The organism is Micromonospora matsumotoense, from assembly GCF_900091525.1.
Lineage (GTDB): Bacteria > Actinomycetota > Actinomycetes > Mycobacteriales > Micromonosporaceae > Micromonospora > Micromonospora matsumotoensis.
On the sequence record NZ_FMCU01000020.1, the window covers coordinates 81,678 to 106,804 of the forward strand.

A 25,127-nucleotide genomic window follows, 5' to 3' on the forward strand; every position below is an offset into this window, starting at 1 on the left:
CTGGTGTCAGCGACGGTGAGCCTGAGTTTCGGAGGAGGACCTGTGACAAGGCTCAGGCTGGCGGTCGCCCGCCGCTGGCGCACCACCGTGGGGCGGGCGGCTCTGGCGCTGCTCCTGACCTGCGCGACCACGCTGCTGGTCGATGTGATCGCACCGGTGAGCGCGAGAGCGGAGACCGTACCGGTGCCGCTCGGCTCCGCCGCCGACTTCGCGGTCCTCGCCGGGACGACCGTGACGAACACCGGGGCCTCCGCAGTCACCGGTGACCTCGGAGTGAGCCCGGGTACTGCCGTGACCGGCTTTCCACCCGGCCAAATCAACGGTGCGATTCACTCCAACGACGGTCCCGCCGTGCAGGCGCAGGCCGACCTGGCTGTCGCGTACGACAACGCCCTGACGCGGACCACCACAGACACCATCTCGGACGGCCTCGGCGGAACCACCAGGACCACCGGCGTCTACAACTCTGCCGGCGGCACCTTCGGGATCGCCGGCACGCTGACCCTCGATGCCGAGGGCGACCCGAACGCGGTCTTCATCTTCAAGGCCACTTCCACGCTCATCACCGCCGCCGACAGCGCGGTTGAGCTGATCAACGGCGCTCAGGCGTGCAATGTCTTCTGGCAGGTCGGCAGTTCGGCCACCCTCGGCGCCAATTCCACCCTGCGGGGCGACATCCTCGCCTTTACGTCGATCACCGTCGGTGCCGGGCTGGTGGTCGACGGCCGGACGATGGCGATCAACGGCGCGGTCACCCTGGACACCAGCACGATCACCCGGTCGAGCTGCGCCGTGCCGGGTGAGCTGTCGATCACTGCGCCGGAGACGGCCGACCTGGGTGGCGGTGCTCCCGGCAGTGCCGTCTCCGCCAACCTGGGGTCGGTGACGGTGACCGACGATCGTCTGCTCTCGGTCGCTGCCTGGACGGCGACGGTCGTCGCGACGGACTTCGTCACCACCGGCAGCCCGGTGCAGACCATCGCGAACGTCAACGTGTCCTACTGGTCGGGGCCGGCCACGTCGACCACCGGTATCGGTACCTTCACCTCGGGTCAACCCACCCCGCAGGACGCGCAGACCCTCGATGTGGAACGCACCGCCTTCACCCTCACCGGCGGGCGGGGATCCAACTCCGCCACCTGGGATCCCGTCGTCTCCGTCCAGCTACCTCTCGCGGCCGTGGTCGGCAGCTACACCGGCACCGTGACCTTCTCTGTGGCCTGAGACGCCTTCCGGCAGGTGAGTGGTCGGCTCGGCTGCCACGGCCTACCGGCCGGTCGGCCATGCCACCGCGCCGACCACCCGCCGGTGAGGGTTGACGGGTGCTGAATCAGCGACAAAAATTTACAAGTATCGTTGTTATCGTTAACACTCGGGGCGTTGCCGGCATCGGTTCGACCATTCATGGGAGAAAGCTATGCGAACAAGGGCAAGATGGCTCGCGGCGATCGCCGCACTCGGCGTCATGATCGCCGGGGTGGTGACACCGACCGGCCCCGCTCAGGCCGAGTCCAACGGCGGGGTACGCGTGATGCCCCTCGGCGACTCCATCACCGAGGGCACCCAGGTGCCGGGCGGATACCGCATCGGGCTCTGGCAGCGTCTCGCCAGCGGCCGCTACACGATCGACTTCGTCGGCTCGCAGTTCAACGGGCCAGCCAGCCTGGGTGACCACGACCACCAGGGGCATCCCGGCTGGCGCATCGACCAGATCGACGCGAACATCGTCGGCTGGCTGAACACCCAACGGCCGCAGACCGTCCTGCTGCACATCGGCACCAACGACATTCTGCAGAACTACAACGTGAGCACCGCGCCGAACCGGCTCTCCACCCTGATCGACCGGATCACCGCCACCGTACCCACCGCCGAGGTGTTCGTGGCGCAGCTCATCCCGCTGTCCAACAGCAACCAGGAAGCGGCCGTCCGCACCTTCAACGCGGCGATCCCCGGCATCGTGTCGAGCAAGGTGAGCGCCGGCAAGCGGGTGCGCCTGGTCGACATGCACAGCGCCGTCACCACCGCCGACCTGATCGACGGCATCCACCCCACCGCCGGCGGCTACGACAAGATGGCCGCCCGCTGGTACAGCGCCCTGCAGTCGGTGCCCGGCAGCATCGGCAACCCGGGGAACAGTGGCGGGCAGACCGCCGCGATCGTGGGCACCCCGTCGGGTCGGTGCGTCGACGTGCCCGGTTCCGCCGCCACCAACGGGCTCCAGGTGCAGCTCTGGGACTGCCACGGCGGCGCCAACCAGCAGTGGACCTACACCTCCGGCCGGGCGCTGACCGTCCTGGGCACCAAGTGCCTGGACGCGGCGGGCTACGGCACCACCCCGGGCACCCAGGTCACCACCTACGACTGCCACGGCGGCGCCAACCAGCAGTGGAACGTCAACGCCAACGGCACCATCACCGGCGTGCAGTCCGGCCTCTGCCTGGACGCCGCCAGCCAGGGCACCGCCAACGGCACCAAGCTCGTCCTCTGGACCTGCTCCGGGCAGGCCAACCAGCAGTGGAGCCGACGGTGACCCGCGCCGGCCCGCCCGAGGCAAGGAGGAACCAGAGGTGAAGCTGCCAACAGCGCAGAACCCGGCCCCGGGGGCCGGACGCCGCACACCGTCCGTACGCCGGAGCCGGGCCGTCCGCTGGCTGACCGCCGGGCTCGCGGTGGTCCTCGGCCTGGCGGTGTCGGCCACGCCCCGGGACGCGGCGGCGGCGGACAACCCGTACCAGCGGGGTCCCGACCCGACCCCGGCCAGCGTCGCCGCCACCCGGGGACCGTTCGCCACGACGCAGGCGACCGTGCCGGCGGGCAACGGCTTCAACGGCGGGTTCGTCTACTACCCCACCGACACCAGCCTGGGCACCTGGGGCGCGGTGGCGATCGTCCCCGGTTACTCCGCGCTGTTCGCCAACGAAGAGGCATGGATGGGCCCCTGGCTGGCGTCCTTCGGATTCGTGGTGCTCGGGATCGAGACCAACAGCCGTACCGACGGTGCCGACGCCCGCGCCACCCAGTTGCTCGCGGCGCTGGACTACCTCACCCGGACCAGCCCGGTGCGCAACCGGGTGGATCCCCACCGGCTCAGCGTGATGGGCCACTCCGCAGGCGGGGCCGGCACCCTCCTGGCGGCGTTGCGGCGGCCGTCGCTGAAGACCGCGGTCGGCCTCGCTCCCGGTACGCCGGGAAACAACCTGAACATGTCCACCACCCAGGTCCCCACCCTGCTCCTGTCGGGTCAGAACGACGGCACCGTCACGCCCTCGTACGTGCAGGGCATCTACAACACGCTGCCTGCCGGGGTGGAGCACGCCTGGGCGGAGTTGGCCGGCAACGACCACCTGTCGTTCACCCGGTCGAACCCGACCGAGATGCGGCTCCTGATCCCCTGGCTCAAGATCTTCCTGGACAACGACACCCGCTACACCCAGTTCCTCTGCCCGTTGGCGGACAGCACCGGCGTGTCCCGGTACAGCTCCACCTGCCCCCTGGTGCCCCCGGGCGGGCCGACGACCCCGCCCCCCACCACTCCGCCGCCCACGACCCCGCCCCCGACCACTCCGCCGCCGACCACTCCGCCCCCGACCACTCCGCCGCCCACGACCCCGCCGCCTGCCGGCACCGCCTGCACCGCGACCTACCGCACCGTCAACTCGTGGTCCGGTGGCTTCCAGGCCGAGGTCACGGTGACCGCCGGCAGCGCCGCCGTCAATGGCTGGACCGCCCGCTGGGAGCTGGGTGGCGGCCAGGGCATCAGCCAGGTCTGGAACGGCACGCTGAGCACCAGCGGCGCGACCGCGACCGTCCGCAACGCCGCCTACAACGGTGCGCTCGCACCGGGCACCTCGACGACCTTCGGCTTCCTCGGCACCGGCACGCCGACCAGCCCGTCGCCGACCTGCACCAGCCCCTGAGCGCGGCGGCCGCCCACCCACCGGCACGACGGGTGGGCGGCCGCCGGCACGCCGCGCACGGCGTGCCGGAAGCCGGACCCGGACCGGGGCGATCGATGAGACACCGACGCGTGCCGCCAGCCGTCGGCGACAGGTTATTCACCGCTGATCCACAGCCGACTGCGAGGCCATTCTCCACAATGTCCCGTACGAATAGTGCGTGATCTCCCCGATGCCCAGGGTGCTCGTCGTGGACGATGATCCCCATCTCCGAGTGCTGCTCTCGGCAACGCTGGGAATGCACGACTTCGAGGTCCGGGTGGCCTGCGGTGGCCGGGAGGCGCTGGTCGTGGCGGAGGACTTCGATCCGCACCTGGTGGTGCTCGACGTGATGCTGCCGGATCTGGACGGTTTCCAGGTGGTGCGGAGCCTGCGTGCCGGTCCCGGCCCGGCCGTGCCGGTGCTGTTCCTCACCGCCCGCGACGAGGTGGAGGACCGCATCGCCGGGCTCACCGCCGGGGCCGACGACTACGTCACCAAGCCGTTCAGCCTGGAGGAGCTGGTGCTCCGGGTGCGGGCGGTCCTGCGGCGCTGCCAGGTGGATCAGGGCGCGCAGGACGGCGGGCGGCTGCGTTACGCCGACCTGGAACTGGACGAGGAGGCCCACGAGGTACGCCGGGGCGGGCACCTGGTGCCGCTGTCGCCCACCGAGTTCAACCTGCTGCGGTTCCTGCTCGCCAACGCGGGCCGGGTGGTCAGCAAGGCGCAGATCCTCGACGGGGTGTGGAACTACCGGTTCGGTGGCGACGGCCGGATCGTCGAGTCGTACGTCTACTGCCTGCGGAGGAAGATCGACCGCTGGGACCCGCCCCTGATTCACACCGTCCGGGGCGTCGGGTACGCGTTACGGCTGCCCCCGCAGCTGCCGGAGGCGACCCCGGGGTCACCTCCGGCACCGCCTCGGTGAGACGCCCCCGGTTCCGCGTCCCGGCAAGCGTGGGATGTGGGGTGGAAGTGTCGTCGCAGGGTGCGTCGCCAGCGCCCGGCGGGCAGTTCGGGGTCGAGCGCGGCCAGCCCGGTCGCGTACTTGGAGATGGCCACCGGGCGGTGACCCTGCCGCCAGAGCAGTCGGTCGACGTGTGAGGCGGTGGAACCGGTCTTCGTCTCGATGATGGCCAGTTCCGGCAGCGCCAATCGACGACCCCGGTGGTCCTCCCAGCGCAGCGCAACGTCGATGGTCGCCCGGCTCGCGGTAGCCGGTAGATAGAGCGTGCTGCGCAGGTAGCTGGTGGTGAGGGTAGGCGAGAAGGTCAGGGCGGGGCCGCTGCTGAGCGCCGCGAGCACCCCGTCGACGAACGGCAGCCCGGGGGTGAGGGTGCCGCTGTCGTCGAGGCGGTAGGGCAGCCGCTCCTTGACCGTGCCGCCACGGGTGCCCTCCGTCTTCACCTCCAGCCAGCAGAGGCCGGAGTCGAGGTAGGTCCGCGTCCTGATCTTGAACCGGCGGCGGCGTCGGCGGGCGGTGAGCCGGAAGCTGACCAGATCGGCGGTGTCGAAATAGATCGACTCGTAGCGGAAGGCCCGCCTGCCGTCGATCTCCAGCACCTGGTCGGTGCGGTCGAGCCCGGCGAGCAGGTGCGGTATCTCGGCGACCGGCAGGAGGTACTTGCGGTCGAACCGGGTCTGTAGCGCGGCGCGTTCGGTCAGCTCCGTGAGCCCGATCGGCGTGAGCGGGGCCAGCGCCGTGGTGGGCGGGTCGAGGGTGGTCATCGTGCGGCACCCGCGTCCACCGGCCGTCGTCCGCCGGTGGCGGGCACCCGGGGCCGCGAGTAGCGGACGTCGACGACCGTCGTGTCGTTGACCAGGTCGACCCGCTCGACGTTGACGTTGTGCACCCGTGCGCCGAGCAACTGTTCCAGGTGCGCGGTGAGGGCGACCGAGTCGGTGACCGCGCTGTCCAGCACGATGACGTGCCGTCGGTAGCGGCGGAGCAGCCGGGGGTGGTCCCCGACGAACATCACCGCGAGGATCAGCGCGGTCAGGGCGCCGACCATCCAGACCGAGGTGCCGGAGAGCGGGCCGAGGATGCCGAGCGCGAGCGCCGAGAAGTAGTACGCCACCTCGTGCTGGTCGAGTTCCGTGGAGCGTAGCCGAATGATCGACAGCACCCCGAAGAGCCCCAGTCCGAGCCCGGCGCCGACGGTGCTGCTGCTGAGTGAGCTGGCCACGGCGAAGACGCCGACGTTGACGCCGAGGTAGGCCACCACCAGATCCCGCCGTCGGTGGCGCGGGAAGTAGAGCGCGAAGACCAGCAGGACCACGGCGACCAGGTCCATTCCGGCCAGGACCAAGCGCGACATATTTGCTCCTTGGGGTGTCCGCCAGCCGTCTTCCAGTGCACGGCGTCCGGCGGATGGGCATCAGATCTGGCAGTGGTGCACCCGCGAGCCCGACGTCGACGGCGGACGCCTTCGACGTCGGGGTTCGCTCAGCGTCCGCGCGGCGCACCTGGGCGGGCCGGCGGGTCCCGGGGTGGACGGCCCGAACCGCCGCTCCGGGGTCCCGGTCCGGGCCCGACCGGGCCCGGACCGGAGAACCTGCGGGCTCAGAACCGCCCGTACTTGCCGGCGGTGACGCCGGTCAGCACCCGGGTGGCGCCGGTGATGCTGCCGCCGGTGTAGAGACCGCCGACGTTGGTGCCGGTCACGCTGCCGCCGGTGTAGATGTCGTACCGCTGGCCGTTGGTGATCCGCTGGGACGAGAAGACGACCTCCCGGACGGTGGCCGAGGTCCGGTACGAGCCCAGCACCGTGCTGCCGGAGACGACGTGCACGATGGTGTTGGTGGCCAGGTTGGCGTTGAACCGGGGGGCCACCCAGCCCTGGCCGGTGTTCGGCACCGCCTGGAACACGGCCAGCGAGGTCAGCGCGGCGCCCACCACCGTGCCGCCGGTGAAGGCGATCGTCCCGTCGGCGTCGATCGCGCCCTCGCCGCCGCCCCGGGTGCTGGAGCCCCGGGCCACCACGGTTCCACCGGCGAAGGTGAGCGACCCGTTGGAGTCGAAGCCGTCCGTGCCGCCGGTGGCCACCACCGTGCCGCCGGTGACCTTGATGAACGCGATCGCGGACGGCTCCATGTGACCGAGGCCCTCCTCGGCGGCGTTGACCGCGTCGTCGCTGGCCACGACGGTGATGTTGCCGCCGCTGATGGTGGTCCGGAGCCCCTCCAACGCCTCGTAGGACCGGGTGACGTTGATGGTGCCGCCGGAGATGTTCAGCACGTTCTCACCCTTGATGGCGTCGTCGGCGACCGAGGCCGTGATCGTGCCGTTGGTGATGGTGAGCACGCCCTTGCCGGCCTCGGTGTCGTTGGACTTGAGCCCGTCGCCGCCGGACGAGGTCACGGTGATCTTGCCGCCGTTGACGGTGAGCGAGTCCTTGCCCCGGATCGCGTCGTCCACCGCGTTCACGGTGATGGTGCCGGACTGGATGACCAGGTCGTCCTTGCTGACGATGCCGTCGGCGTAGTTGGCGCGCACGGTCAACGAGCCGGTGCCGCCGATGGTCAGGTCCGCGGCGCTGAACAGGGCGGAGTCCGGCTCGCCGGTGTTGGTGTACGTCGCCGCGTCGGTGAGGTTGTTGCTCGTGCCCGCGGCCAGCGTGACGGTGACCGCGCTGGCGTTGGTCACGTACAGCGGTGAGGAGGTGGAGTTGGTGATCGAGGCGCCGGCGAGGATGAGTTCCACGGTGCCGGTGACGGCGGTGTCGACCTTGACGGAGCCGTTGTTCAGCGTGCCCCTGATCTCGTAGGAGCCCGGCGCGGTGATGGTGACGGCGCTGCCGGCGACGGTGACGTTGCTGCCGGTGACGCTCGCGCTGGAGCCGTTGAGGGTGATCGTGGCGGTCGCGGCGGCGGCGGCGGCCACGGCGAGCGGGCCGGCCAGCAGGGTGGCGGTGAGTCCGGCCAGGACGGCGGTGCGGCGTGCGGTGGCTTTCATGGGGGTCCTGTTCCTCGGTGGGCAGGGTGGGGGTGCGCTGGGCCCGGGCGCGGTGCGGGTGCCTCGAAGCTTGGCCGTCGGCAAGGTGAACGGCGGATGAACGAGGCTTAGCATCGACGATGGTAAATGAGATTCACCTCTCGCCGACAGTGCTGAGGCAGGAAATCGAAGCGCTTCCACCATTGCCAGCTGATTGACAGGTGATATTGACGAAACTCTGAGCCGGGGGCGCTTGACCGAGGAATCGGGAGCCCGGCGGGATCGGCCGGGCCGATCACGGGGATGCCGGGCCGGTCAGACGGTGATGACCACCTTCGCGCGGGCGTGTTCGCCTTCGAGATAGCCGATGGCCCGGGGCACCTCGGACAACGGATAGGTCCGGTCGATGACCGGCGTGAGGCGGCCGGCCTCGGCGTGGGCGCGGAGCGTGTCGAGGTGCTCCCGGCCCGGGGTCGCCGTCAGGCTGACGATGCGCTGCCGGACGAAGGGGGCCAGCAGCCGCCCCCGGGCGAGGAGCCGGACCGGCCCGAGGAGGCTGCCGCCCCGGTACACGCCGCCGCCGGAGAGCACCAGCGTCCCGGTCGGGGTCAGGGCCCGTCGCAGCGCGGTGAGGGAACGGTTGCCGACCAGGTCGAACAGCACGTCGTGGCGGACGCCGTGGGTGAAGTCCTCCCGGGTGTAGTCGACCACGTGATCGGCGCCGAGCGAGCGGACCAGGTCGACGTTGCGGGTGCTGCACACCCCGGTCACGGTCGCGCCGAGCGCCCTGGCGAGTTGGACGGCCAGGGTGCCGACGCCGCCGGAGGCGCCGTTGACGAGCACGCGCTGGCCCGGCCCGACCCGTCCCGCGTCGCGCAGCCCCTGGAGCGCGGTCACGCCGGCCAACGGCAGGGCTGCCGCCTGCGGTGCGGTCAGGTTCACCGGCATCGGCGCGACCAGGCCGGCGGGGACGCACACATATTCGGCGAACGCCCCGTTGGCGTCTCCGAGGTCGCCGAACACGCTGTCACCCGGACGCGGTTGCCGCACGTCGACGCCGACGGCCTCGACCCGGCCGGCGAAGTCGCGACCCCGGATGCGGGCCCGGGGCCGCGTCGGGCCCAGGGTCAACCGCGCCATCCGGGGATCGCCCCGCATCACGTGCCAGTCGTACGCGTTGAGCGCGGCGGCCTCGACCCGCACGAGCACCTCGTCGGCGGCGGGCACCGGCACGTCCACGTCCGTGAGGGTCAACGTCTCCGGTGGGCCGTACCGGTCCTGGACGATCGCCTTCATCTAATCCTCCGCAGAGTGTACGCCGTACACCAGATGTCACCCACGGTAGGTGTACGCCGTACACCTGTCAATGCGGTTATCGTTCTTCTCGCCGACCGAGGACAGGGACCGAGATGGCCGAGCAGGCTGAGAAGCTGCGCCGGACGCCGCTGAGCAGGGACCGCATCCTGCGCGCCGCCGTCGCCCTGGCCGACGGCGCCGGGATCGAGTCGCTCAGCATGCGTAACCTCGCGCAGGAGTTGGACGTCGTACCGATGGCCCTCTACAAGCACGTGGCCAACAAGGACGAACTGCTCGACGGCATGATCGACGTGGTCGTCGGCGAGATCGATCCGTTGACCTCGGGCGAGGGCTGGCAGCCCGCGATCCGTCGGCGCGTCCTCTCGGCGCGGCAGATGCTGCGCCGGCACCCCTGGGCGTCGCTCGCCATCGAGTCGCGGAACATGGCGACGCCCGCCGTCCTCGGCTACCTCGACTCGATGATCGGGGCGCTGCGGGCCGGTGGACTCTCCACCGACCTCACCCACCACGTGATGCACGCGCTCGGCAGCCGCATCCTCGGCTTCAGCCAGGAACTGTTCGACGCCGCCCGACAGGCCGGCCGGTCCGGCCCCATCGCACCGCAACCGCCCGCGCCGCTACCGCCGGAGGTCGCGCTCCGGTTCCCGCACGTCGCCGAGATCGCCGCGGCGGCCTCGCACGACGACGGCTCTGTGGTGGGGCAGGGCTGCGACGACCAGTTCGAGTTCGAGTTCGCCCTGGACCTGCTGCTGGACGGCATCGAACGACTGCGTGAGCAGGGCTGGACGGCACCGCGCTGATCGGCTGAGCCCGTCGCGCCGGTCACGGCGTGTCGCGTCGCACCGCGCCCGGATCGACCCGACAGGTGACCCGACAGGTGACCCGACAAAGGCGTTCTCGCGGGTCGCCTTCGCTATTTCCGGCGCGCACTATTTCTTGCCTCCCTCAACATATAGCGGACGGGGGGACTTGCCGCAAGACCCGGGTCACCCCGCAGAATCGTCAGCCGAGGTCGCCACCTGGGGAAATGCATCGCGATGGTGCGTCGGCGACCGAATCACCAGCGGAAGGCGAAACGATGTCCACGTACCCGACGACATATTCGAGGCCGCTTGCCCGCCCGGTCGCCGCGATCCGACGATGCCCGCCTGCCCGGGCGGTGTCCCGATGAGCGGGCGGTACGTGCGGGGACTGCGTGAGGTGGACCCGACGCAGCGGACGGTGGTCGGCGGCAAGGGCGCACACCTCGCGGGCCTGACCCGGATCGACGGTGTCCGGGTGCCGGAGGGCTTCTGCGTCACGACGGACGCCTTCCGGCGGGTCACCGCGCTGGCGCCGGCACTCGACGGGCAACTCGACCGACTGGCCCGCCTGACGCCCACCGACCGGGAGACGATCGGCACCCTCAGCGCACAGCTCCGCCGGACCATCGAAGAGGTCACCGTCCCCGACGACGTGGCGACGGAGATCACCCGCGCCCTGGCCCTGCTCGGCGGGCACGTCGGGTACGCCGTCCGGTCCAGCGCGACGGCGGAGGACCTGCCGACCGCCTCGTTCGCGGGGCAGCAGGACAGCTACCTCAACGTGCTCGGTCCGACCGCGATCCTCCGGCAGATCAGCCGGTGCTGGGCCTCCCTGTTCACCGAGCGGGCCGTCACCTACCGCCAGCGCAACGGCATCGACCACCGCCGGGTCGCGATGGCGGTGGTCGTCCAGCGGATGGTCCCCGCCGGATCGGCGGGCGTCCTGTTCACCGCCGACCCCGTCACCGGCAACCGCCGGGTCGCCTTCGTGGAGGCCGGCTTCGGCCTCGGCGAGGCCCTGGTCTCCGGGCTGGTCGACGCGGACGTCTTCCGGATACGCGACGACCGCGTCGTCGCCCGGACCATCGCCGCCAAGCACCACGCCGTGCGGGCCTCGACGACCGGTGGGACGCGGGTGGTGGCGATCGACCCGCAGCGGCAGCGGCAACCGGCGCTGACCGACCCGCAGGTCGTCCGGCTGGTGCGGCTGGGCCGGCGGATCGAGGCGCACTTCGGCCGCCCGCAGGACATCGAGTGGTGCCTCGTCGACGACGACTTCCAGATCGTCCAGAGTCGACCGGTCACCACGCTGTTCCCCGTACCGGTGGCCGACGACACCGACAATCGCGTCTACGTCTCCGTGGGCCACCAGCAGATGATGACCGACCCGATGAAGCCCCTCGGGTTCTCGATGTTCCAGCTGATCGCGGCCCGGCCCATGTACGAGGCCGCCGGCAGGTTGTTCGCCGACGTGACCCCCGAGCTGGCGTCGCCGGCCGGCCGCGCCGGTCTGCTGGCGGCCCTGGGCAGATCCGATCCGCTGATCGGGGACGCGTTGCGGACCGTCGTCGAGCGCGGCGACTTCGTCAGGGAGGTGCCGGACCAGGCCCCCGCCGGGCCGCCGCCCGGGCCGGCGGCACCTCCCGTCGAGACCGATCCCGCGCTGGTCGCCGAGCTGATCAGGCAGATCGACGACACCAACGCCGCCCTCCACCGCGACATCCGGACGAAGTCCGGGCCGGCACTGCTCGACTTCATCCGGACCGACTTCCCCCGGCTGACCCGGATGATGATCGATCCGAGGAGCATCCCGGTCATCATGGCCGGGATGGAGGCGGTCTGGTGGCTCAACGAGCATCTTCAGGAGTGGCTCGGCGAGCGGAACGCCGCCGACGCGCTCACCCAGTCCGTCCCGCACAACATCACCTCGGAGATGGGACTGGCGCTGCTGGACGTCGCGGACGCGATCCGGCCGTACCCGGAGGTGGTGTCCTTCCTGCACCGCGTGGCGGACGACGGCGGGACCAACGGGGCCCGTGAAGAGCGCGGTGGGCCCGGCGGACCGGCCGACCTCCTGGCCGGGATGGACCCGCTCGCCGGTGGCCGGGAAGCCCGGGCGGCCATCGAGTCCTGGCTCGACAGGTACGGCATGCGGGGGGTCGGCGAGATCGACATCACCCGGCCCCGGTGGCGCGAACGCCCCGCCATGCTGGTCCCGGTGATCCTGGGCAACATCAGGAACTTCGCCCCGGGGGCCGCCGAGCGGCACTTCGCGCAGGGCCTGCGGACGGCGCGGAACAGGGAGCGCGAACTGCTGGAGCGCCTGCGGGCACTGCCCGACGACGGCGCGGGGAAGGCCGAGCAGACCAAACGGATGATCGACCGGGCCCGGACGTTCGTCGGCTACCGCGAATATCCGAAGTACGGCATGGTCAACCGCACCTTCGCGTACAAGCAGGCGCTGCTGGCCGAGGCCGACCGTCTGGTGGCGAACGGCGTGCTCCGGGACCGGGAGGACATCTGGTACCTCACCTTCCCCGAACTCGACGAGGTCGTCCGCACCGGGCACGTCGATGACCGGCTCATCCGTCGACGGATGGAGGAGCACCGGTCCTACCACGCGCTCACCCCGCCCCGGGTGCTCACCTCCGAGGGCGAGATCGTCGCCGGGGCGTACCGGCGCGACGACGTGCCGGTGGGTGCGCTGATCGGCCTGGCGGTCTCCGCCGGGACCGTCGAAGGCCGGGCCCGCGTCGTGCGGGACGTGGCGCGGGCCGATCTCGAACCGGGTGACATCCTCGTCACGCCGTACACCGATCCCAGCTGGACGCCCCTGTTCGTCGCCGTCGCCGGCCTGGTGACGGAGGTCGGCGGCCTGATGACCCACGGCGCGGTGATCGCCCGGGAGTACGGTCTGCCAGCCGTCGTCGGTGTGGTGGACGCCACCCGGCTCATCCCGGACGGGCAGCGGATCCGCGTGCACGGCACCGACGGGTACATCGAACTCCTGCCCTGATCGACCGCCGGCCGGGTGCCCGGGTCACGGGGCTGGGCACCCGGCCCGCGCGGTCGGGTGGACGGGGCAGACGTCCACCCGCCCACGGCGTCAGTCGAACCGGATCGCGTCCGTCGGGCAGAGGTCGACGGCCCGTTGGACGCGTTCCCGCAGCGCATCGCGCGGTGCGGGGTCGCGCAGCAGCACCAGGCCGTCGGCGTCGTCCTGGTCGAAGACCTCCGGGGCGGTCAGGACGCAGTTGCCCGCCCCGCAGCAGCGATCCCGATCGACGACCACCCGCAGCGTCGTCTCCACGCTCAGCGGTCGTGGTGCGGGCGTCACCAGGTCACCGGGAGACGGTCGAGGCCGAACACGATCGAATGGTCCCGGGTGGTCAGCTCCTGCGGTTCGGCCGTCACCCGCAGACCGGGGAAGCGGCGGGCCAACTCCACCATCGCGATGCGCAGTTCGGCGCGGGCGAGGGGTTGCCCGATGCACTGGTGCACCCCGAACCCGAAGGCGAGGTGCTGGTGGGCTTCCCGGTACGGGTCGAACCCGTCGGGGTCGTCGAAGACCTCGGCGTCCCGGTTGGCCAGGGCGATCAGGGCGATCACCCCCTCGCCGGCCCGGATCGACCGGCCGCCGATCTCGACGTCCTCGGTGGCCACCCGGAACAGCCCGGTCCGGACGATGCTGAGGTAGCGCAGCAACTCGTCCACCATCCCCGGCGCGAGATCGGGCCGGTCGCGCAGGAGCGCGTACCGCCCGGGGTGGCGGGTCAGCAGCAGGACGCTCAGGCCGAGCATGTTGGCGGTGGTCTCGTGCCCGGCGATGAGCAGCAGCAGGGCCATCCCGACCAACTCGTCGACGACGAGCTCACCCGGCTCGACCCGTTCCCGGATCAACCGGCTGAGCAGGTCCTCCCCGTCGTCGGGCCGGGCCCGCTTGGTGTCGATCAGCGAGCGGAGGTATGCCCGTAGCTCCTGGGCCGCCTGCTGGAGCTGCTCCGGGGGCACCCGACGATCGAGCAGGCGGCGGCTGCGGGACTGGAAGAAGTCGTGGTCGGCGTAGGGGACGCCGAGCAGGTGGCAGATCACCTTGGACGGCACGGGCAGCGCGACCGTCGACACCAGGTCGGCCGGGGGGCCGGCGGCGGCCAGGTCGGTCAGGGCCTCGTCGATGGTCCGGTGGATCAGCGGCTCGATCCGGCGGACGTTCTTGATCATGAACTCGGCGGTGAGCATCCGCCGCAGCCGGGTGTGCGCCGCACCGTCCATCTGGAGGAACGCGCCCCGGAGGTCCCTCGTCGCCTCGGGCGGCAGCGGGCGGAGCAGCGGAAAGCCTGGCCGGGTGAGATCGGAGCTGAACGCCGGGTGGCGCAGCAGTTGACGTACCTCGGTGTGCCGGCTGACCAGCCAGGCGGTAATGCCGGTGGGCAGCAGCACCCGGGTCACCGGGCCGAAGTACCGCTGTCGTTCGGCGTCGTCGAGGGGGGTGAACGGGCCGCGGGCGGAGTTGACCGGCGGCCAGAGGGGCAGTGTGGTCTCCGTGGACTGTGTCATGTGGAACATCTCCTGCCATGACTCTGAGTAGTCACATCAGTACGTGACGCTACTCATCGGTGGAGGTCGACACAACCCTCCGCCGTCGCCCGGTCCAGCCCGATCCCGTGGGTACCGACGCCGCCGGCCCGCGACCCGTACCGGTTCGTCGGCACGGGTCGCGGGGCCGGCAGGAGACGGCCCGTCGCTCAGGTCGCGCAGACCGCGTACGCGCGCACCTTCCAGTTCCCGCTGAAGCCGTTCTCGTCCTCGGCGGCGCGGACGGTCGCCGTGGTCGACGAGGTGGGCCGCATCTCGGTCAGCCGCACCTGGCCCTCGCCGCCGACGATCTCGCCGCCGACCCCGTGCAGGCGCTTGCCGGCCGGGCAGGTGGCGGTGACCGCACGGCTGGCCGTCGAGTTGTCGGCGCTGTCCACGATCACCCGCTGCTCACCGGCGAGCGGGTCGACACAGATCACCGAGGCGTCCACCGACCAGTTGCCCGCGAAGGCGTTGCCGGCCTCGACACCCGCCACCGTCACGCTGCTCTGGTTGATCCGCAGGTCCTCCAGCAGCACGTCACTCGCTCCCGAGCCGAGGGCCAGGGCAGCGCCACCGCCGCCGATCGCCCGCTTGCCCGCCGGGCAGAACAACTCCAGGAACTTCGGGTTGACCGAACTGGTCGCCGAGTGGCCGGTCACCACCTCCAGACCCGAGGGTGCCGGGGCACAGATCGCGCTGGCGGTGAGCGCCCAGTTCCCGGCGACTCCGTTCGGGTCCTCGCGCCCGGTCACCGAGTAGAGGCCGGCGTCGGCCAGCGGCTGCACGATGTCCATGCCCACCTGGCCGAGGCCCGACCCGGTGACCGCCCCGCCGCCGCCGATGACCGTGGTGCCGGTCGGGCAGACCGCGTTCTGCGACTTGGCGACGCTGTTGCTCGGCCCGACCGTCGTGCGGATCAGCAGGCCGGGCACCGCCGCCACCGGCCCGCTGAGCGCGACCTGACCGAGCACCACCGCGCTCAGCAGGGCACCACCCAGGGCGACCGTCCGCCGCGTCCACTCTTGTCTGCGCATGATGTGCTCTCCTCGTGTCGTGCGGTCCCGGAACCGGTCGGTCCCGGGCGGCGTTCGGATGGGGAAACGGACCGTCAGGGGGTGACCCGCCGGATCCGGACCGGCACGGAGTCCGTGCCGACCAGTCCCGTCGCGTCGAAGACCTCCAGCCACACCGACCAGGTGGTGGTGTCGGTCCCGCTGGCCAGCTGGGCCAGCGCCGCGGTGAAGGACGCACAGTTCTTCGGCGTGCCCTTGTCGTCGACCGGCTCGCCGGTGGGCACCCCGCTGCCCTGGCACAGCACCTGCTTGACGCCGCCGTCGCCGTACGCGGTCCACCGGAACCGGGTCCCGGCGACCACGCCGTCCTCGGCGTCGAACCCGGTCCCGACGAACGCGACCGACTTCGGCCCGGACTCGATCGTGGTCAGCTCCAGGGCCGGTGCCGGCAGGGTGATCGTGGCGATCGGCCGGGACTGCCCGGCCGGTGCCGAGGTGACCGAGAAGGCACGCTGCACGCTGGCGCCACCCGCCGCGAACGTCACGGTGTACGTCCCCGGCGTGACCGCGTTCGCCGGCAGCAGCGCCTGGTGGCCGGTCTTCTCCAGGACCACCGTGTTGCCGCGCCGGACCGTCCAGGACACCTTCGCGTCCGGGAGCTGCCCGAAGAGGTCCGGGTCGTTCGAGGTGCCGAGCAGCCCGACCGACTGCCCCGCCGGGAGGGTCGACCCCGCCGGTGGCGAGATGATCCCCACCGTCGTCGGGCTGTCCACCACCGTGACGGTCACCGCCGCCGAGCCGGTACGCCCGAGGCTGTCGGTGGCGCTGGCGGTGATCACGTGGCTGCCGGCGGAGAGCGACGGCACGAACGTCTGCGACCCGGTGGCCAGTGCACCGTCGATGCTGCTGGTCCAGCTGAGCGGGATCTCCTTGCCCAGGAAGTCGGTGGCCGTGCCCCACAGGTCCACCGACTGGTTCACCCCGAACTTCTGCTTGGTCTTCGGGGTGCTGATGTTCACCGTGGGCTTGCCGACGGTGACGCCCAACGCCTCGGCGACGGCGGCCAGCGCGTCGATCCGACGCTGGCTGCCGGTCACCTTGGCGCCCAGCCCGCCGACGTGGGCGGTGTCGTTGAGAATGGTCCGGACCTGCTCGGAGGTCAGCGTCGGGTCGGCGGCCATCACCAGGGCGGCGACGCCGCCCACGAACGGCGAGGCGACACTGGTGCCGCAGGTGGTCTTCGTGGTGTTGACCGCCGGCGTGCCCGGATCGGTCAGGCCCGCCACACACATCGGACCGTAGATCTCCACCGACGTGGTGAGGTTCTTGGTGCCCCAGTTCGACCCGCCCGCCACGGTCGCGTTCGTGTTCATCCCGCCGACGCACATGACGTGGGTGCTCTCGCAGGGCACCCAGAGGGTGTCGCCGTCGACGTTCGTGCCGTTGTTGCCGGCGGCGGCGACGATCAGCGCACCGGTGTCCCGGACGTGCTTCATCCGCCGGTCGGTCCAGGTACGGGCATGGCTGACGCCGAGGTTCACGTCCCGGGTGAAGCTGAGGTTGACCACGTCCGGGTGGGTCGCCTCGGCGGCCTTCTCCAGCCGGCGCAGGACCGTCCAGTAGTCGATGCCGTTGCGGACGCCCACCAGTTCCTTGACCACCGGCCCGGCGGGACCGGCGGTGCCGTAGTCGTTGTCGACCCGGCCCATCCCGGCGAGCACCACGTCGGTGGCGTGCCACGGGCAGGCCGAGCCGCCGGTGCAGTCGTTGGTGTTGGTCTCGCCCCACTCCGCGGTGTGCAGGGAGACCTTGCTCGGGAAGTCGGCGTTGGACTGGAACCCGCCGTCCTGCACCAGGTACTTCACCTGCTTGGTCAGCCGGCCCTTGCTCTCCAGCAGTTGCCAGGCCGGCGCCACCCCGATGTCCAGCGCGCCACCGGCCCGCATGAACGTCCAGTCGAAGACGTTCTTGCCGATGTCGGGGGCCTCGAACACCTGGCCGTCGGCGATGCCGGACGGCTCCACCAGCCAGTCGAGGACCAGTTCGGTGCCCGTGCGCCACTCGGCGGCGGCCAGCGCGAGCAGCCGCAGCGCCCGCTCGTCGCCGACCCGGTACCCGCCGGCCTGACGCGGCTCGGCGGCGAGCAGGTCGGCGACCAGCCCCGCCGGGTCGGCCCGGTTGGCGTCCACCCGGACCAGATGGTCCTGCCCCTGGTCGTCGGGCGTGAACGAGTCGAGCACCTGGCCACCCCAACGGGCCAGGAAGGCGTCCAGTGCGGCCTGGTCGGCGACCCGCACCATGACCTCGTCGAGCACCAGGCCGGCGGGCTTTCCGTCCGGCCCGGCCACCACCCCGACCTCCCGACCGGTGCCGAGCCGGCCGACCGGGTCGAGCGACAGTCGGGGTGCGGACAGGCCCGGGTCGACCCGGAAGGCCAGCGGCTCGGCGCTGGTGGCGCCCGGCACCCCGGTCGGGCCGCCCGGGGCGGTGGCCGCGGTGGCGTCCACCGAGGTGGTCGCGACGAGTCCGGCGGCGAGTGTCGCCACCACTACGGTGGCCAGATAACGGCGTCTGCCGACGCCCGGTCGGTGGGTCGCGGAACGTGTCGTGCTCATGGGTGTCTCCCGGGGTCGGCGGTGCGATGACACCGGTGGGAGCACCGGGGGGTCGGCATGCCAACAGAAAGTTCCCGGGATTTCTTTTCTTCGCTCTACTGGACGGGTGGACGAGCGGTGGGGGCACGGATGGATGTGACGGCGCAGGACGACCGGGCGCTGGTCGAGGCGCTGCGACGGGGCGACCGGGTCGGCCTGGAGGGCATCTACCGGCGGTACGCCGACCGGCTCTACACGTACGCCCGGATGATGCTGCGCGAGCCGGAGGCGGCGGCGGACGCCGTCCACGACGCGTTCCTCCTCGCCGGTCAGCGCATCGACCAGCTGCGCGACCCGGACCGGCTGCGGTCCTGGCTGTACGCGATCGTGCGGACCGAATGCCTGCGGCAGTTGCGGGAGCGGTCGCGTTCCGCGCCCCTGACGGAGGCGGCTGAGCCGGTGGCCGACACCGCCGACCCGGCCGCCGCCGTCAACGCCGACCAGGTACGCGACCTCGTGCACCTGGCGGTCGCCGCGCTCAACCCCGGTGACCGCGAGGTGGTGCACCTGGCGATCCGCCACGACCTGTCCTCCGTGGACATCGGTGCGGCGCTCGGGGTGCCCGCCAACCATGCGCACGCCCGGCTGTCCCGGGCCCGGTCACAGCTCGAACGGGCGCTCGGCGCGCTGCTCGTCGCCCGGGGCGGGGCCCGGGACTGCCCGGCCCTGGCCGACCTGCTCGACGACTGGCGGGGCCGGCTCACCCCGACCCTGCGCAAGCGGGTCGCCCGGCACATCGACGACTGCGCCCGGTGCGGGCTGCTCCGGCGCGAGCAGTGCAACCCGGCGGCGCTGCTGACCGCGTACACGGCACCGGGGTTCCTCGTGGTCGCCGACACGGTGTGGCCGCGACTCGCCGACACGGACCCCACCGCCCCCCAGGCCGCCGCCACCGATCCGGCCGCCGCGGGCCCCGATGCCACCGCCCCGGGGGAGGGCACCGCTCCGGCCGATGCGGGCGGGGTCTCCCACGGCCGCGCCGAGGTGTCGTCGTCCGACACCTCGGCGTCCGCCGACCCGCCGCCGGCCGCCGATGCCGTCGTCGCGGGGAACGCCCCGGACGCCGCCGGCCCCGGGAGGGTCGTCCACGCGGTGTCGGCCGCCGGGCCCGCAGCGGCGGCGACCTCGGGTGACGCGGCGGGCACCGCCTCCCGCCCGGTCCGGACGACCGCGACGTCCGCCGCCACGTCGGCCCGGGACCGGAAGCGGCGGCGTCGGCTCGCCGGCCTGCTGCTGCTGTTGCTGCTCGTCGCGGCGGGCACCTGGGCGCTCTCGCCCGGCCGGCCGGCCGGCGAGCAGGCGGCGGTGACCACCGGCGACCTGTCCGGTGGGGTGGCGTCGGCGGCCGGCCCGACGACCGGGGGTTCCCCGGAGCGGACGGCGTCGACCTCGGACCCGGCCGGTGCGGGGGTGCCGGCCACGACCGTCACGCCACCGCCGACCGCCGTGCCGCCGACCGGCGCCGCGCCGCCGGTCCCCGCGCCGACCGGATCACCGGCCGTGCCCCGTCCACCGGCGGCGTTGCCGCTGGCCGCGCCCTTCACGGTGGCGGCGGACGCGCACGTACGCTGCGGCGCGGACACCTGGAGCCTGGTCGTCCGGGCCACCGGCAGTGCCACCCTCGGGGCTGCGCAGGTGCGGTGGACACCCGCCGGGGGGCGCTCGGCGAGCCGGGCGATGACCGTGGACGGGCCGTCCGCCCGGGTGACCGTGGGCCAGCTCCGCGCCTCCGCCGTGACCTGGACGGTGCGGGTCACCGCCACTGACGGCCGTACGGCGGACAGCCCGTCGTCCACGACCGTCGACCCGTGTGTCCGGCCCGGCTAGTCGGCCGGTCGTGCCGCCCCGGTGGGGTCCGGTGCGCGGAGGCCGGCGAGCAGCACGGTCAGGTACAGCTCGACGCGTCGGTCCGGCGCGTCGGCGAGCCGGGCGGCGAACGCGGTGCCGCAGACCAGGTGTTGCAGGTCGTCCAGCGTGAGCCCGGGGCGCAACCGGCCGGCCCGGGTCGCCCGCGCCAGCACGATCGCGGCCAGCGCGCCCAACTCCTCGCGGCCGGCGGTGGTCTGCGCGATGGCGTCCTCCTCCGCACTGGTCGAGAGCACCTCGGCGAGGGCCGGATCGTCGAGTTGACCGCGTAGGAAGGCCCGTAGCAGCAGCTCCACGCCGTCCCAGGGGTCGTCCCCGCGGGTCGCCGCCCGCGCCTGGTCGAGCAGTGTGGCGAAGGCGTCGGCGGCGAGCGCCTCCAGCAGCGCCCGCCGGGTCGGGAAGTGCCGGTAGACCGTGCCGACGCCGACGCCGGCCCGCCGCGCGATCTCGTTGAGCGGTAACGACAGGTCACCTTCCGCCGCCACGGCGCGGGCGGTGGCCAGCACCCGTTCGCGGTTGCGGGCGGCGTCCGCGCGCAGTGTCGTCGTCACCGCGCCAGCCTAACCCGGCGGATGACCCATCCGATCGGATTGACAATCCGTTTAGCCGGAGGTTCAATCGGATACGTAATCCACTTCATTCGTCCGTCGGAAGGCACCCCATGGACAGCGCACCCGGTTGGACCGTCGCCGATCTCACCGACCAGTCCGGCCGGACGTTCATCGTCACCGGGGCCAGCAGCGGGCTCGGGGTGGCGATCACCCGCCACTTGGCCGCCCGCCACGGCCGGGTGGTGATGGCCGTCCGGGACACCGCCAAGGGCGCCCGGGTCCGGGCCGAACTCCTGCGCGACCAGCCCCGGGCCGATCTCGTCGTGCGTCGACTGGACCTGCTCGACCTGGACTCGGTCCACGCGTTCGCCGACGACCTGGGGCGCGAGGTCGACCTCGTGGACGCGCTGGTCAACAACGCCGGCATCGGCACCGTCCCCCGGCGGCTGAGCCCGCAGGGGGTGGAGAGTCAACTCGCCACCAACCACCTGGGCCACTTCGCCCTCACCGGGCGACTGCTGCCCGCGCTGACCGTCGGCCGGGAGCCGGTCGTGGTCACCGTCGCCTCGGGTCTCTACCCGCTCGGTCGGCTCGACCTGACCGATCTGGCCGCCGAACGCCGCTACTCCGCCGCCGGTGCGTACGCCACCTCGAAGCTGGCCAACGTGCTGTTCGGGTGGGAACTCGACCGCCGGCTGCGGGCCGTGGGCTCGCCGGTGCGCAGTCTGCTCACCCACCCCGGGATGACCAGGACCGACCTCTCCCGGGACCTCCCCTCCTTCGCCCGCCGGGTCGAGACCGTCGTCATGGGGCCGCTGCGCCGTCCCCTCGACGAGGCCGCGGCGCCCATGCTCTTCGCGGCCACCGTCCCGACCGCGCCCACCGGCCGGCACATCGGCCCCGGCCGGCTGTTCCGCCGTGCGGAGCCCACCTTCGCGCCGCTGCGCGGCACCGCCACCGACCGGCAGCTCGCGGCCGACCTCTGGGCCCGCTCCGAAGAACTCACCGGGGTACGCCCACTGCCGGCCCCGCTGCGCTGACGGGGCACGCCGACAAACCCGTCTCCTGGTGGCCGCCGGCTCCGACGCCCCGGTGGTCGCCGGCCCCGAGCCGAAGGTTGAGTTCGGGGACTACTACCCGGCGATGAAGCCGTACTTCGAGGAGCTGCGCGGTCGGGCCGGCTGACGCCCCGGGCCGCCCCGCGCGCCGCGGCGCGGCCCGGGTCCACCGGCCGGCGGTGGGGGTCCGCTCACATCCGTTCGACCGTACGGATGCCGAGCAGGTGCAGCCCCTGCCGCAGGGTCCGGCCGGTCAGGTCGGTCAGCAGCAGCCGGCTGGCCCGCAGCTCCCCGTCCGCCCGCAGCACCGGGCAGCGCTCATAGAACGCGCTGAACCGGGTGGCCAGCCGGTGCAGGTAGCCGGCGAGCTGGTGGAACTCCGCCGTCCGGGCCACCTCGTGGACGACGGTGGCGAACCCGAGCAACTCGAACGCCAAGGCCCGCTCGGCCGGCGCGGTGAGCACGATCCGGGCGTCCGGCCCGACCTTCGTGCCGGCCCGCCGCGACACCGACCTGGTCCGGGCGTACGCGTACTGCAGGTAGGGGGCGGTGTTGCCGTCGAGGGCGAGCATCCGTTCCCAGTCCAGCACGTAGTCGCGGGTCCGGTCGGTGGCCAGGTCGGCGTACTTGATCGCGCCGATGCCGACGGCCCGGCCGATCTCGGCCGCGTCCGCCTCGTCCAGCGCGGGGTTCTTGGTCCGGGCCAGCGCGGTCGCCCGGGCGACCGCCTCCGTCAGCAGGTCGACCAGCTTCACCGACCCACCGGCCCGACTGCGCAGCATCCGCCCGTCCGGGCCGAGCACCGAGCCGAAACCGAGGTGCTCGGCGCGGGCCGGTGGACGCAACCAGCCGGCCTGCCCGGCCACCGCGAACACCATCGCGAAGTGCTGCCGCTGCGGCAGGCCGACCACGTAGAGCAGCCGGGTCGCGCCCAGCTCGCCGGTGCGCAGCCGCAGCGCGGCCAGGTCCGTCGCCGGATAGCCGTACCCGCCGTCGCCCTTGCGCACGATCAACGGCAGCGGTGCGCCGTCCCGTCCGGTGAACCCGGGTGGAAAGGCACAGGTCGCCCCCGCGCTGTCGGTCAGCAGCCCGAGCCGGTCGAGGTCGCCCACCACCGCGCCGAGCCGGTCGTTGTACGCGCTCTCACCCCGGAAGTCGTCCTCGGTCAGGGTCACGTCGAGCAGTCGGTACACGGTCAGGAAGTACCGCTGGGACTGCTCGACCAGCAGCCGCCACAGCCGCCGGGTCTCCGGGTCGCCGCCCTGCAACGCGACCACCCGCTGCCGCGCGCGGACCTGGAAGGCCGGGTCGGCGTCGAACTTCGACCGGGCGGCCCGGTAGAACCCGTCGAGGTCGCCGATGGACAGCTCCTGCGCCGCCTCCGCCTCACCGAGGTCCACCAGGTGCGCGATCAGCATTCCGAACGGGGTGCCCCAGTCGCCGAGGTGGTTGACCCGGACGACCCGGTGCCCGAGCCAGCCCAGCAGCCGTACCGCCGCGTCGCCGATGACCGTGGAGCGCAGGTGCCCGACGTGCATCTCCTTCGCCACGTTGGGCCCCGAGTAGTCGACCACCACGGTCTCCGGGTCGGCGGTCACCGGCACCCCGAGCCGGTCGTCGGCGGCCAGCGCGGCGACCATGCCGGCCAGCGCCCCGTCGTCGATCGTCAGGTTGACGAAGCCCGGCCCGGAGACCTCCGCCGCCGCGCAGACGTCGTCGAGGACCGCGCGGTCCAGCACCGCCTGGGCGATCTCGCGCGGCGGCCGGCCGAGCCGCCGGGCCAGCGCCAACGCCGCGTCGGACTGGAAGTCCGCGCGCGGCGAGCGCCGCACCACGGGGTCGACCGGGCCGCCGGCCACGGCGGTGAACGCCGGCGTCAGCCGGTCGGTGAGCAACCTTTCAAGATCCATGGGTACGCCGATCTGCTCGGATCCGTCAACGCAACGGATCTCCGGGGACGGGAGAGCCTGCGGACGGACGAGGACAGCGGCGGTGACCGGCGGCTCGATCCGCCGGTCGCAGGGAATGGGTCAGCGCGGGCGGGCGACGGATCGCCGGCGTCGCTCCGCACCGACCTGGACGTCGAACGACGTTCCGGGGTGCTGGGCGGGCGCGCTGGTCATACCCGCCACGGTAGCGGGCCGACCGACGGTGGGTACATCCGGTTCCCCGTCCGTCCCGGCTGTCCGGCTCAGGCCAGCCGGGACCTGGCTGGCGCGGACCGGTTGGCCCGGACGACGGACCTTGCGGGTGGGTCGGGTCGTCGCCGTGCTCCGCCGGATCGGGAAGGAAGCCGAGCGTCCGCGTCGGTCCCGACGGCGAACCTTGCGGAAACGCGACCGCCGGGAGGCTGTCTGGGTGAGCGCATCTCCGCCCTGCCGGGTGGGGCCGGGGGCGCTGGAATACTTGGCGACCATGGTGCTGTCGCGGGGCTGGTCGTTGTTCCTCATCGGGGTCGGGGTGTGGACCTGGGCGATCTGGCCGAGGTTCGGGCTCGCCATCTGGAACGACGCGCGGGCCTGGGCCGGTGGGGTGGTCGGCGAGGGCGCACCGACCGGCTTCTTCTGGATACACCTGCTGCTGATCGCCGCCTCGCTGGTCATCGGCACCACCGTGGGAGTGCTCGGCGTCCGGGGATGGCGGGCAGCGCGCCGGGCTGTACGGCGATGACCTGCGGATTTGACGATCAAACCCGAAACCGCGTAACTTTCTCTCTGCCAGCGCGGAACGGGCAAACGGGACGAAAGCCCCGGGAGTCAGCTTCCAGGTTTGGCACCGGGTCGTGGGGGGCACTAGTCCACTACGGCACGGACCGGGTGGGGCTCACCGAAACGCCGCAGGGCGGATTTGGGCGGGCGGAACCGACCGGGTAGTGTTGTCGATCGGCGGAGCACCGGGCGAGCCTGCGGGAGACCGTAGCGGCCGGTTCTGCCAAATCCGATGATCAACCGCAGCGCTGGCCGCTGCGTGCGCTCAGCGGGCGATGCCGTACGAAGCGTGACACACCGGGACACACCGGTTGACACGGCGAAGACGGTAAGGTAACGTAGTAAAAGTGCCCGGCGCGGAAGCGCGGGGTGTAGGGAGTGAGATACCCCAGGTCGGGGGTCCTGTTGGTCGGGGCTTTCGGGTGGTGTGTGGTTGTTCTTTGAGAACTCAACAGGGTGCTTGATAAGCCAGTGCCAATTATGATTTATACCCCGCACTGGGCAGACTTTCGGGTTTGTTTGGTGGGGATTCCTTTGGCAACATTTGTTTGTTGCCGGGATGGATTGTTCAACAGGTTTTTGTTGGAGAGTTTGATCCTGGCTCAGGACGAACGCTGGCGGCGTGCTTAACACATGCAAGTCGAGCGGAAAGGCCCTTCGGGGTACTCGAGCGGCGAACGGGTGAGTAACACGTGAGCAACCTGCCCTAG

Annotated in this window: 19 protein-coding genes and 1 rRNA gene; 10 read left to right on the plus strand and 10 right to left on the minus strand. The window is 72.1% G+C overall.

Annotated features, from left to right (window positions below):
• Positions 1 to 42: 42 nt before the first annotated feature.
• The 4 genes from GA0070216_RS28265 (at position 43) to GA0070216_RS28280 (ending at position 4,863) form a co-directional block, all read left to right on the plus strand.
• Positions 43 to 1,224, plus strand: a complete 1,182-nt coding sequence (locus tag GA0070216_RS28265; RefSeq protein ID WP_218108299.1) for an ice-binding family protein — start codon at positions 43 to 45, stop codon at positions 1,222 to 1,224.
• A gap of 193 nt (positions 1,225 to 1,417) precedes the next feature.
• A complete protein-coding gene (locus GA0070216_RS28270) occupies positions 1,418 to 2,530 on the plus strand; it encodes a ricin-type beta-trefoil lectin domain protein (RefSeq protein ID WP_091252396.1) in 1,113 nt (370 codons plus the stop codon).
• A 37-nt stretch (positions 2,531 to 2,567) separates the two neighbouring features.
• The gene (locus tag GA0070216_RS28275; RefSeq protein WP_425413205.1) at positions 2,568 to 3,917 is read left to right on the plus strand and encodes a poly(ethylene terephthalate) hydrolase family protein; all 1,350 of its coding nucleotides are present in this window, start codon (positions 2,568 to 2,570) and stop codon (positions 3,915 to 3,917) included.
• A 211-nt stretch (positions 3,918 to 4,128) separates the two neighbouring features.
• Positions 4,129 to 4,863: a response regulator transcription factor gene (locus GA0070216_RS28280; protein WP_091252398.1), complete on the plus strand. Its 735-nt coding sequence runs from the start codon at positions 4,129 to 4,131 to the stop codon at positions 4,861 to 4,863.
• On the opposite strand, the gene GA0070216_RS28285 is transcribed toward GA0070216_RS28280, so the two are convergent.
• From GA0070216_RS28285 to GA0070216_RS28300, 4 genes are all read right to left on the minus strand, one after another.
• The gene (locus tag GA0070216_RS28285; RefSeq protein ID WP_091252399.1) at positions 4,773 to 5,663 is read right to left on the minus strand and encodes a polyphosphate polymerase domain-containing protein; all 891 of its coding nucleotides are present in this window, start codon (positions 5,661 to 5,663) and stop codon (positions 4,773 to 4,775) included. The two genes, GA0070216_RS28280 and GA0070216_RS28285, sit on opposite strands and share 91 nt — an antisense overlap.
• On the minus strand, positions 5,660 to 6,253 hold the full coding sequence (locus tag GA0070216_RS28290) for a DUF4956 domain-containing protein (protein ID WP_091252401.1): 594 nt from the start codon (positions 6,251 to 6,253) through the stop codon (positions 5,660 to 5,662). Before GA0070216_RS28290 ends, GA0070216_RS28285 begins: the two co-directional genes overlap by 4 nt.
• Positions 6,254 to 6,498: 245 nt before the next feature.
• Positions 6,499 to 7,890 (minus strand): carbohydrate-binding domain-containing protein, encoded by a 1,392-nt coding sequence (locus GA0070216_RS28295; RefSeq protein WP_091252403.1) that lies wholly within the window; start codon positions 7,888 to 7,890, stop codon positions 6,499 to 6,501.
• Between the two features lie 294 nt (positions 7,891 to 8,184).
• On the minus strand, positions 8,185 to 9,165 hold the full coding sequence (locus GA0070216_RS28300) for an NAD(P)-dependent alcohol dehydrogenase (protein ID WP_091252405.1): 981 nt from the start codon (positions 9,163 to 9,165) through the stop codon (positions 8,185 to 8,187).
• Positions 9,166 to 9,278: 113 nt separating this feature from the next.
• Here GA0070216_RS28300 and GA0070216_RS28305 point away from each other — a divergent pair, with 113 nt between their 5' ends.
• Together GA0070216_RS28305 and rph are read left to right on the plus strand one after the other, a co-directional pair.
• Complete coding sequence (locus GA0070216_RS28305; protein ID WP_091252407.1) at positions 9,279 to 9,986, plus strand: TetR/AcrR family transcriptional regulator; 708 nt, start codon at positions 9,279 to 9,281, stop codon at positions 9,984 to 9,986.
• Positions 9,987 to 10,353: 367 nt separating this feature from the next.
• The gene (gene rph, locus GA0070216_RS28310; protein ID WP_091252409.1) at positions 10,354 to 13,005 is read left to right on the plus strand and encodes a rifamycin-inactivating phosphotransferase; all 2,652 of its coding nucleotides are present in this window, start codon (positions 10,354 to 10,356) and stop codon (positions 13,003 to 13,005) included.
• A gap of 90 nt (positions 13,006 to 13,095) precedes the next feature.
• On the opposite strand, the gene GA0070216_RS28315 is transcribed toward rph, so the two are convergent.
• From GA0070216_RS28315 to GA0070216_RS28330, 4 genes are all read right to left on the minus strand, one after another.
• Positions 13,096 to 13,326 carry a ferredoxin gene (locus GA0070216_RS28315; protein ID WP_245722779.1) on the minus strand — a complete coding sequence of 77 codons (231 nt, stop codon included), beginning with the start codon at positions 13,324 to 13,326 and terminating at the stop codon, positions 13,096 to 13,098.
• Complete coding sequence (locus GA0070216_RS28320; protein ID WP_091252466.1) at positions 13,323 to 14,546, minus strand: cytochrome P450; 1,224 nt, start codon at positions 14,544 to 14,546, stop codon at positions 13,323 to 13,325. The genes GA0070216_RS28315 and GA0070216_RS28320 overlap by 4 nt, the downstream gene beginning before the upstream one ends.
• A gap of 188 nt (positions 14,547 to 14,734) precedes the next feature.
• Complete coding sequence (locus tag GA0070216_RS28325; RefSeq protein WP_091252411.1) at positions 14,735 to 15,601, minus strand: hypothetical protein; 867 nt, start codon at positions 15,599 to 15,601, stop codon at positions 14,735 to 14,737.
• Positions 15,602 to 15,675: 74 nt separating this feature from the next.
• Positions 15,676 to 18,195 carry a S8 family peptidase gene (locus GA0070216_RS28330; protein ID WP_141723221.1) on the minus strand — a complete coding sequence of 840 codons (2,520 nt, stop codon included), beginning with the start codon at positions 18,193 to 18,195 and terminating at the stop codon, positions 15,676 to 15,678.
• A 129-nt stretch (positions 18,196 to 18,324) separates the two neighbouring features.
• Between GA0070216_RS28330 and GA0070216_RS28335 the strand changes: the two genes are divergently transcribed.
• The gene (locus tag GA0070216_RS28335) at positions 18,325 to 20,061 is read left to right on the plus strand and encodes an RNA polymerase sigma factor (RefSeq protein ID WP_176739181.1); all 1,737 of its coding nucleotides are present in this window, start codon (positions 18,325 to 18,327) and stop codon (positions 20,059 to 20,061) included.
• Here the strand turns inward: GA0070216_RS28335 and GA0070216_RS28340 are convergent.
• Positions 20,058 to 20,651, minus strand: a complete 594-nt coding sequence (locus tag GA0070216_RS28340; protein ID WP_091252417.1) for a TetR/AcrR family transcriptional regulator — start codon at positions 20,649 to 20,651, stop codon at positions 20,058 to 20,060. The genes GA0070216_RS28335 and GA0070216_RS28340 overlap by 4 nt on opposite strands.
• Positions 20,652 to 20,761: 110 nt before the next feature.
• Here GA0070216_RS28340 and GA0070216_RS28345 point away from each other — a divergent pair, with 110 nt between their 5' ends.
• A complete protein-coding gene (locus tag GA0070216_RS28345; RefSeq protein ID WP_091252418.1) occupies positions 20,762 to 21,691 on the plus strand; it encodes an SDR family NAD(P)-dependent oxidoreductase in 930 nt (309 codons plus the stop codon).
• Positions 21,692 to 21,900: 209 nt separating this feature from the next.
• On the opposite strand, the gene argS is transcribed toward GA0070216_RS28345, so the two are convergent.
• Positions 21,901 to 23,619: an arginine--tRNA ligase gene (gene argS / locus GA0070216_RS28350; RefSeq protein ID WP_091252419.1), complete on the minus strand. Its 1,719-nt coding sequence runs from the start codon at positions 23,617 to 23,619 to the stop codon at positions 21,901 to 21,903.
• Positions 23,620 to 24,067: 448 nt separating this feature from the next.
• On the opposite strand from argS, the gene GA0070216_RS28355 reads away from it, so the two are divergent.
• Positions 24,068 to 24,379, plus strand: coding sequence for an SCO4848 family membrane protein (locus tag GA0070216_RS28355; RefSeq protein ID WP_245722780.1), 312 nt, complete (start codon positions 24,068 to 24,070; stop codon positions 24,377 to 24,379).
• 617 nt (positions 24,380 to 24,996) lie between these two features.
• Positions 24,997 to 25,127: ribosomal RNA gene (locus GA0070216_RS28360) — 16S ribosomal RNA — on the plus strand; the annotation flags it as partial.

What these genes read in the sequence shown, in the direction of transcription:
- GA0070216_RS28345 (WP_091252418.1), top strand. Translation starts at nt 20,762, where the DNA reads ATGGACAGCGCACCCGGTTGGACCGTCGCCGATCTCACCGACCAGTCC.
- GA0070216_RS28290 (WP_091252401.1), bottom strand. Translation starts at nt 6,253, where the DNA reads ATGTCGCGCTTGGTCCTGGCCGGAATGGACCTGGTCGCCGTGGTCCTG.
- GA0070216_RS28270 (WP_091252396.1), top strand. Translation starts at nt 1,418, where the DNA reads ATGCGAACAAGGGCAAGATGGCTCGCGGCGATCGCCGCACTCGGCGTC.
- GA0070216_RS28280 (WP_091252398.1), top strand. Translation starts at nt 4,129, where the DNA reads ATGCCCAGGGTGCTCGTCGTGGACGATGATCCCCATCTCCGAGTGCTG.
- GA0070216_RS28305 (WP_091252407.1), top strand. Translation starts at nt 9,279, where the DNA reads ATGGCCGAGCAGGCTGAGAAGCTGCGCCGGACGCCGCTGAGCAGGGAC.
- argS (WP_091252419.1), bottom strand. Translation starts at nt 23,619, where the DNA reads ATGGATCTTGAAAGGTTGCTCACCGACCGGCTGACGCCGGCGTTCACC.
- rph (WP_091252409.1), top strand. Translation starts at nt 10,354, where the DNA reads ATGAGCGGGCGGTACGTGCGGGGACTGCGTGAGGTGGACCCGACGCAG.
- GA0070216_RS28295 (WP_091252403.1), bottom strand. Translation starts at nt 7,890, where the DNA reads ATGAAAGCCACCGCACGCCGCACCGCCGTCCTGGCCGGACTCACCGCC.
- GA0070216_RS28285 (WP_091252399.1), bottom strand. Translation starts at nt 5,663, where the DNA reads ATGACCACCCTCGACCCGCCCACCACGGCGCTGGCCCCGCTCACGCCG.
- GA0070216_RS28320 (WP_091252466.1), bottom strand. Translation starts at nt 14,546, where the DNA reads ATGACACAGTCCACGGAGACCACACTGCCCCTCTGGCCGCCGGTCAAC.
- GA0070216_RS28335 (WP_176739181.1), top strand. Translation starts at nt 18,325, where the DNA reads ATGGATGTGACGGCGCAGGACGACCGGGCGCTGGTCGAGGCGCTGCGA.
- GA0070216_RS28300 (WP_091252405.1), bottom strand. Translation starts at nt 9,165, where the DNA reads ATGAAGGCGATCGTCCAGGACCGGTACGGCCCACCGGAGACGTTGACC.
- GA0070216_RS28325 (WP_091252411.1), bottom strand. Translation starts at nt 15,601, where the DNA reads ATGCGCAGACAAGAGTGGACGCGGCGGACGGTCGCCCTGGGTGGTGCC.
- GA0070216_RS28330 (WP_141723221.1), bottom strand. Translation starts at nt 18,195, where the DNA reads ATGAGCACGACACGTTCCGCGACCCACCGACCGGGCGTCGGCAGACGC.